Origin of the sequence: Sedimentibacter sp. zth1 (assembly GCF_017352195.1) — a bacterium.
Classification (GTDB): domain Bacteria; phylum Bacillota; class Clostridia; order Tissierellales; family Sedimentibacteraceae; genus UBA1535.
In genome coordinates this window covers 2,095,638-2,109,261 of sequence record NZ_CP071445.1, presented here as the reverse complement: position 1 = coordinate 2,109,261, position 13,624 = coordinate 2,095,638, and the positions used below count along the sequence as shown (strand labels likewise).

Annotated in this window: 12 protein-coding genes; 7 read left to right on the top strand and 5 right to left on the bottom strand. The window is 28.8% G+C overall.

Translation table 11 applies throughout. From position 1 onward, the window contains the following. Positions 1-37: 37 nt before the first annotated feature. The 5 genes from JYG23_RS10225 to JYG23_RS10205 all read right to left on the bottom strand — a co-directional run bounded on the left by JYG23_RS10225 (position 38) and on the right by JYG23_RS10205 (position 5,675). Positions 38-643 carry a DUF5317 family protein gene (locus JYG23_RS10225; RefSeq protein ID WP_207235578.1) on the bottom strand — a complete coding sequence of 202 codons (606 nt, stop codon included), beginning with the start codon at positions 641-643 and terminating at the stop codon, positions 38-40. A gap of 78 nt (positions 644-721) precedes the next feature. Further along, entirely contained in the window at positions 722-1,945 is a 1,224-nt protein-coding gene (gene pepT, locus JYG23_RS10220) for a peptidase T (protein WP_207235577.1), read from the bottom strand. Positions 1,946-2,087: 142 nt separating this feature from the next. Beyond that, entirely contained in the window at positions 2,088-2,621 is a 534-nt protein-coding gene (gene hpf / locus JYG23_RS10215; RefSeq protein ID WP_207235576.1) for a ribosome hibernation-promoting factor, HPF/YfiA family, read from the bottom strand. A 99-nt stretch (positions 2,622-2,720) separates the two neighbouring features. Continuing rightward, positions 2,721-3,443, bottom strand: a complete 723-nt coding sequence (locus JYG23_RS10210; RefSeq protein WP_207235575.1) for a ComF family protein — start codon at positions 3,441-3,443, stop codon at positions 2,721-2,723. A 6-nt stretch (positions 3,444-3,449) separates the two neighbouring features. After that, complete coding sequence (locus JYG23_RS10205; protein WP_207235574.1) at positions 3,450-5,675, bottom strand: ATP-dependent RecD-like DNA helicase; 2,226 nt, start codon at positions 5,673-5,675, stop codon at positions 3,450-3,452. A 215-nt stretch (positions 5,676-5,890) separates the two neighbouring features. Here JYG23_RS10205 and JYG23_RS10200 point away from each other — a divergent pair, with 215 nt between their 5' ends. The 7 genes from JYG23_RS10200 (at position 5,891) to JYG23_RS10170 (ending at position 13,608) form a co-directional block, all read left to right on the top strand. After that, positions 5,891-7,480 carry a polysaccharide biosynthesis protein gene (locus JYG23_RS10200; protein ID WP_207235573.1) on the top strand — a complete coding sequence of 530 codons (1,590 nt, stop codon included), beginning with the start codon at positions 5,891-5,893 and terminating at the stop codon, positions 7,478-7,480. A 52-nt stretch (positions 7,481-7,532) separates the two neighbouring features. Beyond that, positions 7,533-8,582, top strand: a complete 1,050-nt coding sequence (locus JYG23_RS10195) for a MazG nucleotide pyrophosphohydrolase domain-containing protein (RefSeq protein ID WP_207235572.1) — start codon at positions 7,533-7,535, stop codon at positions 8,580-8,582. Positions 8,583-8,648: 66 nt separating this feature from the next. After that, a complete protein-coding gene (locus JYG23_RS10190; protein WP_207235571.1) occupies positions 8,649-8,927 on the top strand; it encodes an HU family DNA-binding protein in 279 nt (92 codons plus the stop codon). A gap of 476 nt (positions 8,928-9,403) precedes the next feature. Continuing rightward, the gene (locus tag JYG23_RS10185; RefSeq protein ID WP_207235570.1) at positions 9,404-10,591 is read left to right on the top strand and encodes a cation:proton antiporter; all 1,188 of its coding nucleotides are present in this window, start codon (positions 9,404-9,406) and stop codon (positions 10,589-10,591) included. Position 10,592: 1 nt separating this feature from the next. Then, a complete protein-coding gene (locus JYG23_RS10180; RefSeq protein ID WP_207235569.1) occupies positions 10,593-12,101 on the top strand; it encodes an L-threonylcarbamoyladenylate synthase in 1,509 nt (502 codons plus the stop codon). Positions 12,102-12,119: 18 nt separating this feature from the next. Further along, positions 12,120-12,566, top strand: coding sequence for a ribose 5-phosphate isomerase B (rpiB, locus tag JYG23_RS10175; RefSeq protein WP_207235568.1), 447 nt, complete (start codon positions 12,120-12,122; stop codon positions 12,564-12,566). 13 nt (positions 12,567-12,579) lie between these two features. Beyond that, the gene (locus JYG23_RS10170) at positions 12,580-13,608 is read left to right on the top strand and encodes a glycosyltransferase family 4 protein (protein ID WP_207235567.1); all 1,029 of its coding nucleotides are present in this window, start codon (positions 12,580-12,582) and stop codon (positions 13,606-13,608) included. Positions 13,609-13,624: the final 16 nt, after the last annotated feature.

Genomic DNA, 13,624 nt, shown 5'->3' with positions numbered 1-13,624 from the left:
ATAAAAAAAACTGCTCTGTTTTAAGAGCAGTTTTTTGTTAATGTCTTCTTTTAGATTTATATAGTGACTTAGACAACGTTATTGAATCTCTAGTCTTTAAAAACTTATCAGTCATAAGAGATTGAACAACAAACATAATACCAAAAGCAATAAATATATCTCCAATGCTAAGCATAACATCATAAAAATAATAATTGCCTAAATAAAATATTTTTCCTAAACCTTTTAGTGACGCACCTTCTGCTTGTATAAAAAATTTAACTTTGCCATTTAGTAACAAATTACTCATTTCACTACCATAGACACTTTGAATTATAGTGCTTTTTATAGGAATTTTAAAGCTGTTTACACACATGCATACAAAATTCAACATAACTCCTATGAGTGGTATAAACATAAACTTTTTGTCCAAATTGAATACCAATACTATTATTATAAGAGCATAAGTTGTTACTAAAAAAATAGTATACAAACGCGAATTAAAATTTAACAATCCTAAATTCATAACTATAATTGCAATATATGAAAATAAAGCAACAATAATCAATGGTGATAGGTGGATTTTTAAGTATTCTAATCTAGAAAACTTTCCTTTTCGAATAAAACCTATAAGTATACCTATAATAATAGCTTCAATAATCATAATAAATTCCCCTTAATTCAATAATTTATTAAATTTATAATATAATATTTCTAAAACATTATCAACAGAAAAATTAATTTATCCTAAATATAATTCATTAATTTTCAATAGTATATCAACTATTTTTTCCATTGATTGGATAGAAACATATTCATATCTACCATGAAAGTTCTGTCCACCGGTACACAGGTTTGGACAAGGAAGACCCATAAAAGATAATCTAGCTCCATCAGTACCACCTCTTATTGGAACATCAATTGGAACTATGTCCAATGCTTCCATAGCTTTTTTAGCTGTTTCAATGATATGCATATGAGGAAGAATTTTTTCTTTCATGTTGAAATAAGAATCCTTAATTACAGCTTCAACGGTACCATCTCCATATTTTTCGTTTAAATAGTTTGTAATTTTTGAAAATCTTTCTTTTTTTGCTGTGAAACTATCCATGTTATGGTCACGTATAATATATTGCATTTTAGTTTCTTCAACAGTACCATTTATGTCACATAGATGATTAAATCCTTCATAACCTTCAGTAAATGCTGGGTTTTCAAAAACAGGAAGCATATTGTTAAATTCAATTGAAATAAGCATTGAGTTAACCATTTTTCTCTTTGCGCTACCTGGGTGAATATTTGTTCCTTTGATTATAATATTAGCACTTGCAGCATTAAAGTTTTCATATTCTACTTCACCTAACTCTCCACCATCAATAGTGTATGCAAAGTCAGCGCCAAAATTCTTAACATTGAAATGGTCTGCACCACTTCCAACTTCCTCATCAGGCGTAAATCCAATTTTTATTTCTCCATGTTCTATAGATGGATTATTATAAAATGTTTCAGCCATAGTAAGAATTTCAGCTATACCAGCCTTATCATCTGCTCCGAGTAAAGTTGTTCCATCTGTAACAATTAAATCTTGGCCAACGTATTTTTCAAGACTTTCAAATTCACTTGTTTTCATTATAATGTTTTTTTCTTGGTTTAACACTATATTTTTTCCATCATAATTTTTAACAATTCTATATTTAATATTCTTACCAGATAAATCTGGGGATGTATCCATATGAGATATAAAACCAATGGTAGGGACTTGTTTACTTGTATTTTTTTCTATAGTTCCGTACACGTAGCCAAACTCATCCATATAAGCATCTTTTATACCTATAGTTTTCATTTCATCAACTAAATATTTAGCCAATTCTTTTTGTTTAGCACTTGTTGGAATAGTATTTGATTCAGGATTTGATTCAGTATCAAATGATACATATTTTAAAAATCTTTCAGAAACATGTGTCATGTTATGACCTCCTAAAATTTTTTGTTTAAATTTATATATACATAGTATACCATTTTTTTAAAAAAAATAAAATAATATTACAAAATTATACAAAAATTATTAAATAAAAAAGGATGTGAATAAATTCCACATCCTTTTTATATTAAAATTCCGGCTCTATCAAGCCGTAATTGTCATCTTTCCTTTTGTAAACAACATTTACTTCATCTGTGTCGCCATTTATAAAAACAAAGAAATCATGTTTTAGTAAATCCATTTGCAGAATTGCTTCTTCTACGTTCATTGGTTTTATTGCAAATCTTTTTGTTTTAACTATTTTAAAATCTTCTTCTAATTCATCATCTATAAGTGGTTCAATGTTCTCAAATTTTATTGATTCGTTTGAATGCATTTTGTCTTCAAGCTTAGTTTTATGTTTCCTAATTTGTTTTTCTAATGCTTCAACTGCATCATCTACTGATGAATACATATCATCAGAAACCTCTTCAACACGTAGTATTCTGCCATTGAATGGTATTGTAACTTCTACCTTTTGCTTTTTTCTTTCTACGCTAAGTACAACCTTTGCTTGAATATTTTTGTAAAAAAATTTATCCAATTTGCCTATTTTTTTAGTTGTAACTTCTTTTAATGCATCAGTTAGTTGAATGTTTTTTCCATAAACTGTAATATTCATTCAATCAACTCCTTTCAAGTTATTTTGAACTTATATATTATTTTAATTATACCCTTCGGAAATATAATTAAACATAAAACGTAATATATTTTATAATTATTATCTGGAAATTGTTAATCCAAAAACATTGGAAGTTCCATTTGTCAATAATATTTTACTGCATTCGTTTATAGTAGTACCAGTGGTAAAAATATCATCAACAATGAGTATTTTTTTACCCTTTATAGTATTTAAAAAACGATTACTTTTTATTGCAAAAGCATTTTTAAGATTTATCTGTCTACTGCTAGCAGATAAGTTGCTTTGCTTTGTAGTATTATTTACCCTTTTAAGTATATCTAAGTAAGGAATAGAAAATTTTTTGGAAATATATTTTGCGATTAATTCTGATTGATTGTATCCTCTTTTTCTTTGTTTAATTTTATGCAATGGAACAGATATTATGAAATCAAAGTTTGTGTAGTCTATATCAATCATATAATCAACTAATAGCTTTCCGAAAAGTTTGTAATAATATGGTTTGTTACAGTATTTATAATCATGTATTAACTTTTTTACATTTCCTTTATAATAATAGGGACTTCTAATAGCATCAAAATATCTTGATTTTCTAATACATTCTTTACATAAGCCATATTCAGAATTATAATCTATGCCTTTGTTACATTTAATACAAAAAGGTGAAAGTATTTTTTGCAGTTCAGCATAGCAATCCTTACAAATGTAATTATCATTGATACTTTCATCATATATATTACATATTTGACATATGTTCTTTTCTGGGTAAATTAACTCTAAAAAAGATTCAATAAAACTTATCATATCTTGCTACCAATTATAAAATTCCTTTATATTTCTTAGTCTAATATCAAGTGCAGAGTATCTATAATCTATTTTATCATTATTTACCATTTTTTCAACATATTTTTCTTGACCGACTAAAACAACTAAGTTTTTAGCTCTTGTTATTGCTGTATATAGTAGGTTTCTAGACAATAATACTTCTGGTGCCCATGTCATTGGAATAATAACTATTGGAAATTCACTACCTTGACTTTTGTGAACAGTTGCTGCATAAGCAAGTATTAGCTCGTCAAGTTGAGAAAATGTATATAAAGCTTCTTTATTGTCGTCATATTCAACAATCAATTCCTGATTATTTTCATCAATAAATATGATATAACCAATGTCACCGTTATATATTCCTTCACCCTCAATATCAGCACTATCATCAACTTTAATAGTCCATGGTATCTGGTAGTTGTTTTTAACTTGCATTACTTTGTCACCAACTCTAAAGATAATCTTGCCCATAGATTTTTGACATTTTAGTTTGGAGGGTGGATTTATAACTTCCTGTAACAAATTATTTATTTCTATAACTCCAACATCACCTTTTTTCATAGGGGACAAAACTTGAATATCTTTTATAGGATCAATTTTGTACTTTACGGGTAGCCTTTCGGTATATAAATCAACAATCAAGTTAGCAATTTCTTTGTTGTTTGTTTTTCTCATAAAGAAAAAATCTGAATCCTTTTCATTACATATGGGCATTTCGCCATTATTAATCCTGTGAGCATTTTCTATTATGCTACTACCCTCAGCTTGTCTGAAGATTTTATCAAGCTTAATTGTTGTTATTGCTTTGCTAGCTATTATATCTTTTAAAACATTACCAGCACCAACACTTGGCAATTGGTCTATATCTCCAACCAAAATTAGTCTTGAACCTGTTGTTATTGCTTTTAATAAATTGTTCATTAAAATTATATCAATCATAGAAACTTCATCTACAATTATAACATTAGCATTAAGTGGAGATTCTTCATTTTTATTAAAGGATAAATTATTGTCGTTTTCTCCATACGCATACTCTAACATTCTATGTATTGTTTTAGATTCTCTTTGTGTTGACTCGCTCATTCTTTTAGCAGCACGTCCAGTTGGTGCACATAGTAAAACCTTGTTATTTAAGTTTTCAAAAACATTAATTATAGTTTCTATTATTGTTGTTTTACCCGTACCAGGTCCACCTGTTATAACTGTTACACCATTTTTTATTGCTTCTTTGACTGCTATATTTTGCGTTGGACTAAGCTCGAAATTATTTTTACTTTGAACATCATTTACTATAAGTGATATATCTTTATCACACACTTCAAATTCATACGTTGATAATGCCACCAATTTGTTACAAACATTGACTTCAGCATTATGATAAGGAATATAATATATACATTCATTTGAATTAAAATTTTCAATTCTTATTTTATCTTGCAATGCCATTTCTCTAATTTGTAATTCTATTAAGTTACTAGTAGTTCCAAGTAGATTAATAGCTAAATTCACTAAAATCTTTTTTGGCACATATGAGTGTCCCTTTGCAGCACTTTCGATTAACAAATATTTAATACCAGAATGAATTCTGAAAACAGATTGTTTTTCAACACCCATAGATGAGGCAATTTTATCTGCTAGCTTAAATCCAATACCAAAAATATCCTCAGAAAGTCGATAAGGATTTTCGTTTATAATTTTTATGGTATCATTGCCATAATATTTATAAATTTTAACAGCATATGTAGGACTGATATTATGGTTTTGAAGATACATCATAATTTCTTTTATGTCTAATTGATCGATAAAACTATCACTAATAGCTTTGGATTTGATATCTCCAATCCCTTCAACTTCAGTAAGTCTTTCAGGGTATTTTTGTATTATTTTAAATGTATCCTCTCCGAATTTTTCAACTATTTTTTTAGCGATAGATTCTCCTATTCCTTTAATCAGTCCTGAAGCTAAATAATTTTCAATTTGATTTAACTCTGTCGGTAATAAAATGCTATAAGCTTCAACTTGAAATTGTTCTCCGTATTTTTGATGCTTAATTGTTTTACCATAAATCAAAACAGTTTCACTAGTTAAATCAGAAGGAAAGTTACCAGTTATAGTAACAACATTTGTATCAGTTTCTAATAACGCTACTGTATATCCATTTTCTTCATTTCTATATATAGTATCAAATATTATTCCTTTAAGTTCTTCCATTATAACCTCGCTATTTTAATTTTACTAATTATTAAATAAGAATAATATTAATAAAGTATTTAATAATATTATAAACACATATTATAATGTTATCAACCTTTAAAATGTATTTAAATTTCATAATTAAGAAATATTTTTCTTTTATTATAAATATTTTTGTGATAAAGTAAGTAATAGTTATTACAATAGTTATAAAGTAGGAGGACTTTGAGTTTATGTCAAAGGATAATTTCGTAAAAGGTGCTGCAATTTTAAGTATTGCAGGTCTTGTTGTCAAAATATTAGGAGCAATATATAAAATTCCTCTAACAAATCTTATTACGCAAGAAGGAATAGGTTATTTTCAACCAGCCTATAATGTATATAATCTTTTACTAGCAATGTCACTTGTAGGATTTCCAACAGCGATTGCAAGGTTAGTTTCAGAAAAAAGAGCTTTAAATAATCACTTAGGTGCCCAACAGATTTATAGTGTTTCATTGTGGACTTTATTTGTAGTAGGTGTTGTTACCTCAGTACTTACATTGTTGCTTGCAAGACCAATTGTAAATTTAATGGGTTATCCTAAGTCTTACTATTCATTGATTGCATTAGTTCCAGCACTCTTAGTGATACCTATATTATCAGCATATAGAGGATTTTTTCAAGGAACACAGAACATGGTTCCAATTGCAATATCTCAAATACTAGAACAAGTATTTAGAGTTGTAGTAGGTCTAATACTTGCATATTCTTTAGTTGATTATGGAATTGAAAAAGCAGCTGCTGGTGCAACATTTGGAGCTTCAATTGGTGGAATAATTGCACTAATAGTTATGTTTACATTCTTTATGATGAGAAAAAAATTGACACAAAATGAAATAGATAGTGCAGTTAATAATAAATTAGATACAAATAAAAACGTAGTTAATTCAATATTGGCTATAGCAATACCTATAACAATTGGCGCTTCAATTGCACCAGTTATCGGCGTGTTGGATGGTGCAATAGTGGCAAATAGATTAGATGCTTTAGGCTATTTAGAAAAAGAAATTGCTGTTTTATATGGACATTTAAGTACTGCACATACGATTATAAATTTTCCACAAGCATTTTCAACAGCTATAGCAATGAGTTTAGTGCCTGTTATTACAGAAGCGTTTACTAAAAAAGATAAAGCTAGATTAAATGAAATTTCTGGTGCGGGAATTAAAATATCTTTAATTTTAGCATTACCATGTGGAGTAGGTATGTTTATGTTGGCAACACCACTTGTTCAACTGTTATTTTCGATTGTAGGAGATGAGCTTGCAACAACAGGTTTATTATTATCTATTTTATCTATAAGTGTTATATTCTTAATACTTGTTCAAGCCTTTACAGCCATACTTCAATCAGTTAACAAGCAAATGGTACCGGTTAAGAACTTGTTTATAGGGCTAATTATAAAAGTAATATTATCTTTTGTATTAATATCAATACCAACAATTAATATTAAAGGTGCTGCATTAAGTACAGGAGGGGCATATTTTGTAGTGGCTGTACTTAATTATATTGATATTAAGAGATATACGACAATAAAAACGGATAGCATAATAAAGATAGCAGCTTTGCCATTATTGTCAACTGCAATTATGGCAGTTGCTGTTGGGTTAACATATTATGTTGGTGGACTTTTAATTACAGGTAAAATTTTGACGCTTTTATCAGTAATGGTAGGTGGAATTGTTTACTCTGTAGCATTGTTTGCAACAGGAACAATAAATTCCAAAGATCTTGAACTTATACCTATGGGTAATAAATTGAAAAAATTTGTAAGAAAATAAAATTATCGCTAATGATTGTTCATTAGCTTTTAAAATGTATAAAGGTGAAATTATGTGTACAATTAATATTATTGGATTAGGAACAGGTGAGTTGGAAGATTTATCAGTTAAAGCTTATAATACTCTTAAAAGTAACATACCTACATTCTTAAGAACAGAAAGACATTCAATTACAAAAGAAATGTTAAAAAATGGAATAAAATATGAGACGTTCGACAATTTTTTTGTTGAATTTGTAGATTTTAATGAAATTTATGAAAAAATTGTTGAAAAAGTTGTTGAAAAAGTGAAAAAATATGGTAAAATTAATTATTGCATTCCAGGTAGTCCATATTTAGGGGATGTGGTTACGAAAAAATTACTAGCACTGTGTGATGATGAAATTAAAATCGAGATATATGATGCGAAAAGCTTTTTGGAGGAATGTTTAACTTTATCAGGTTATGCAGACTATAAAAGCATAAAAGTTTTGGATTGTTTAGAGATTGATGAATTTAGCTTTGATATTAATTCTGTAAATTTTATCACGCAGATAGATAGACAAGATGTTGCTTCAAATATTAAAATTATGCTTATGGAATCGTATTCCGACTCTCATGAGGTTCTGAAAATTGATGTTTTAAATAAAAATATAAAAAAAATACCTTTATATTTGCTAGATCAAGAAAGAAATTATGAGTTTTCAACATATTTTTGCATTTTGCCTATTGAAAGTTATAAAAAACCGTTGTATAATATAAACAACTTATTTAGAGTTACTAAAATTTTACGGGGACCAGAAGGATGCCCGTGGGATAGAAAGCAAACACATGATACTTGTAAGCAGTGTTTTACCGATGAAGTTAACGAAGCATTAGATGCTATTGACAATAAGGATTATGAAAATTTATGTGAAGAATTAGGGGATGTTTTATTCCAGGTAGTTTTTCATAGTGAAATTGCATCAGAAGAAGGATATTTTAATATTAATGACGTAATAAATAACGTGTGTGAAAAAATGATAAGAAGACATCCACATGTTTTCGGTGATGATAAAGCTGTAACTACAGAAGAAGCATTAAAAATTTGGAATAAAGAGAAACAAAAAGAAAAAGAGAAATGATAAACAATCAGTCAAAGATTCCAATAGGAATTTAAATAAAATTAATAATTTAAGGAGGGTTTTTTTGTGAATAAAGCTGAATTAATTGCTAATATAGCAGAAAAAACTGGATTTACTAAGAAAGATGCTGAGAGAGCTCTTAACGCTATGATGGACAGTATAAAAGATGAGTTAGTTAAAGGCGAAAAGGTTCAATTAGTTGGATTTGGAACTTTTGAAGTTAGAAACAGAAAAGAAAGAACAGGAAGAAATCCAAGAAATCCTAAAGAAGAAATTGCAATACCTGCATCAAAAGCACCAGTATTTAAAGCTGGTAAGTCTCTAAAAGAAGCTGTAAACGAATAATATTAACTTTGGCAGGTGGGCTTAAGCCCACCTGGAAATATTGCAATCATTTATACTATTATTAAATAAAGCACTTTATTTGTAGTGCTTTATATTTTTTTACCTATCTTTATTTAAAGAAACTTTTCCATTTTTCATTTTCTAAATTCTAAAGTATAAATACTAAATATTAAATTCCTTAAAACATTAAATAAAAATTATAAAATGAGTAACAATAATTTATAATAGAGGGTATATGAATTTTGCCAGATGGCGTAAAAATTGATTTAGTATTAATTTGTTGATATGGTAATATTAAAGTGGTATAATTATTATGAATTTAGAAAGATGGCATAAAACTTGTGTTAAGTGAATTTATTCATATTATAATAATAAAATAGTAAAATTAACATAATTTTATTTCTTACTAAATTACAAAAAACTTTTAGTATTATTTTAAAAAATAGTATTAATTAACAAAATAGTTAGGAGATAAAATGGAGCAGAGTTCAAAATTTTTATTTGATGTAGGAGTCATATTATTAGCGGCAAATTTAGGTGGAATAATAGCCGTAAAGTTTAAACAGCCTTGCGTGCTTGGTCAAATATTGGCAGGTTTACTTATTGGACCTTCAGTATTTGGTATTATTGGTGAAACTGAAATAATATCATGTTTATCTGAAATAGGTGTTATATTGTTAATGTTTATGGCTGGATTGGAAACTGATTTAGAGGAATTAAAAAGATCAGCAGGAAGTTCTTTGTTTATTGCACTGGGTGGTATAGTTGTTCCGTACATACTTGGAGTTGGAGCAGTTCTTCTATTTTATAAGGATGCGACAATTGAAGCAGCAATATTTGCAGGAGTAATATTAACTGCTACTAGTATTAGTATTACAGTTCAATCGCTTAGAGAATTTAATAAGGTTAAGGATAAAGTAGGAGTTAATATATTAGGTGCTGCAATAATGGATGATGTTATAGGTATAGTCATACTTGCAGTAGTTGTAGGAATAGTTAGTCCAACAAATGGTAGTAATCCATTAATTATTATAGCTAAAATAATAGTATTTTTTGTATTAGCACTTATAGTTGGTATAATTTTAGTAAAATTGTTTTCTAAATATTTGCACAAATTTGCGCATATCGTTACTCCGGGGACTGTAGCTTTAATATGTTGTTTTTTAATAGCATTTTTTGCTTCCGAATTAGGATTAGCAACTATTATTGGAGCATATACAGCAGGTATTATATTTTCTAAGATACGAAAATTTAAAAGTAAAGTTGATAATGATTTTAGCGTAATAGCGTATACTATATTTACACCGATTTTCTTTGCTAATATCGGAATAGGAGTAGATTTAAATGGAATTACCTCTATAGTGTTCCCAGTTATATTTTTGGTAGTAGCGATATTTGGTAAAATAATAGGTTGTGGAGTTACGGCAAAACTTACTGGATTTAGCAATAAAGAGGCATTGCAAGTAGGCATTGGAATGATTCCAAGAGCAGAGGTGGCACTTATAGTTGCTAATCTTGGTAAAAATTTAGGAATAATTCCTAATGGATTATTTACATCTGCAATTGTTGTTTCTATGGGAACTACAATTTTAACACCAATTCTTTTGAAAAAAGTTTTTAAGGAAAAAAATAATAAAGATAATTTAATTAAGGGCGAACTATAGAATGAATGATTTGAAGACTAAGGTTGTAAAGGTTGATCCTGATAACATTGATTTGAATGTTTTACAAGAAGCAGCAGAAATAATAAATAATGGTGGGTTGGTTGTATTTCCGACAGAAACTGTTTATGGGCTTGGTGCGGATGCTTTAAATGAAGATGCATGTGCCAAAGTATTTGAAGCCAAAGGTAGACCACAGGACAATCCATTAATAGTTCATATTATAGATATTAACGATTTGAATACTATTGTTGAAGAGATACCGAGTAACGCACGTATATTGGCTAAAAATTTTTGGCCAGGTCCGTTAACTATGTTGTTTAAAAGAAAACCAATTATTAAAGATATAGTTACTGCAGGATTAGATACAGTTGGCATAAGGATGCCGAAAAATAAGATTGCATTAGAATTGATTAGATTAAGTAAAACACCTATCGCTGCACCGAGTGCTAACACATCAGGAAAACCAAGTCCAACAGAGGCTTCACATGTTATAGAAGATTTGTATGGTAAGGTTGACATGATAATTGATGGTGGAAGTACAAGTATAGGACTTGAATCTTCTGTTGTCGATGTAACAGTGGATATACCGATGATTTTAAGACCAGGTGGAGTAACTAGCGAAGATATCAAGAGCGTTCTGGGTAGCTGTGATTATGATCCAGCTATTATTAAGAATGATGAGAAAATAATTCCTAGATCACCGGGACAAAAATATAGACACTATTCGCCAAAGGCTAAGGTTATTACATATAAGGGTAGTATTAATAAAATGGTGGAACAGATACAAAAAGACTGTAAGTTATATTTAGATAACGGTAGTAAAGTTGGAATTATGGCAACTGATCAAACCAAAAATAATTATCAACAAGGAATAGTGTCTAGTATAGGAGATAGGAATAATCCTATTACAATTGCTTCAAATTTGTTTAGACAACTTAGAAATTTTGATAAGCTTGGAGTAGATGTAATTCTTTCGGAATCATTTGAGGAACAAAATATTGGAAAAGCTATAATGAATAGACTTGGTAAGGCTTCAAGTGAAATTAAGACATTGCCTAATTTTAATTTATTATTAATATGTACTGGAAATACATGCAGAAGTTGTATAGCAGAGGGTATAATAAAAAATGTTTTATATAATAAAAATTTACCAATTGATGTATGCTCAGCTGGTATTAGTGCTATAGATGGCGAATCAGCAAGCAAATATGCTGTAGAGGCATTAAAGGAAATTAATATTGATATATCAAATTATAAATCAAAAGTTATAAACGATAAAATGCTTGAAAAGGCTAATTTAATACTTACTATGACTGAAAAACATAAACATATTTTATTAAGGACTAATAAAGAAATAAGTGATAAGATATATACGTTTAAAGAATATGTCAATTCAGATGTATCACTTGATATTCTAGATCCATATGGACAGGATTTGGATGTATATAGAAAATGTAGAGATGAAATTAAAGAAAGTGTAAATAATGTTATAAGTAAAATACATTTATAATTTTGAGAGGAAATAAATATGAAAATATCTTTAGGTTGTGACCACGGTGGATATGAATTAAAAGAAATTGTTAAGAAACATTTAGAAGACAAGGGTTTTGAAATTATTGATACGGGAACTTATAGCTTGGATTCTGTTGACTATCCTGATTATGGGCAAAAGGCAGCAGAATGTGTTTCTAAGAAAGAATGTGAAAAAGGTATAGTTATTTGTACAACTGGTATAGGAATATCAATATCAGCAAATAAAGTAAAAGGTGTAAGATGTGCTTTATGTACAAATGCATATATGGCTAAAATGACTAGATTGCATAATGATGCTAATATGTTAGCTTTTGGAGCCGGAATTGTGGGTAAAAACTTAGCTTTAGAAATTGTGGACACATTTTTTTCTACTGAATTTGAAGGTGGTAGACATATAAGAAGGATAGAAAAAATGATGAACATAGAAAATTCTAACATTTAAAGTAGGCGATGAAATGAATAATTATTTATATATAATTGCTTTTTTTAGTTCACTGGTTATTGCCTTTTTAATGACACCATTAGCGAGAAAACTAGCAATAAAAGTTGGAGCATTAGATGTTCCTAAGTGTGAAAGAAAAATACACAAAAAACCAATGCCTTATTTTGGTGGACTTGCAATGTACATTGCCATAATTGCATGTGCTATAGTTTTTCTACCTCATAATACAGTTAATATATCAGTTATCATAGGTGCTACAATTTTGGTTTTAGCAGGTATAGTTGATGACATGTATGATATGCCGGCAAAGGTTAAGTTGCTAATTCAAATTATTGCAGCAGTAGTAGCAGTGGTAGGTGGGGTAAGAATACACTTTATAACTAATCCACTTTCGATGACTGGAATGAGCATGTTAGATAAGTTTTCTATACCTATAACCATAATATGGATAGTTGGTATAACTAATACTATAAATCTTATAGATGGACTTGATGGATTAGCGGCAGGAGTATCAGGAATAGCTTCTTTATCTTTGCTTGTAACAGCAATTACTAAAGGGCATGATTTTATAACTGTACAATGTGCAATAGTTTCTGGAGCTTGTTTTGGATTCCTACCACATAATTTTAATCCAGCAAAAATATTTATGGGTGATACAGGTGCTATGCTTCTAGGATATTTGCTGTCTATAATTGGTATTCTCGGTATGGTCAAAAGCGCAACCGCAATAACTTTGATTGTACCAATATTAGCTATTGGAATACCAATATTAGATACTTTCTTTGCTATAATAAGAAGACTTATTAATAAAAAGTCTATTATGGAAGCAGATAAGGAACATCTACATCATCAGTTGATGAATAAAGGCTTATCACAAAAAAAGACTGTACTAATATTATATGTTATTAGTGCTGTACTTGGATTTACAGCAGTTTTTATTTCAAATGTAAGCACACCAATAGGAATATTAGCAGGTGTAATAGTAGCATTAGTAATTTTTTTATTAGCAAAAAAATTAAATTTAATGAGAAAAATTAAATAAGATTTTGGAGGAAATA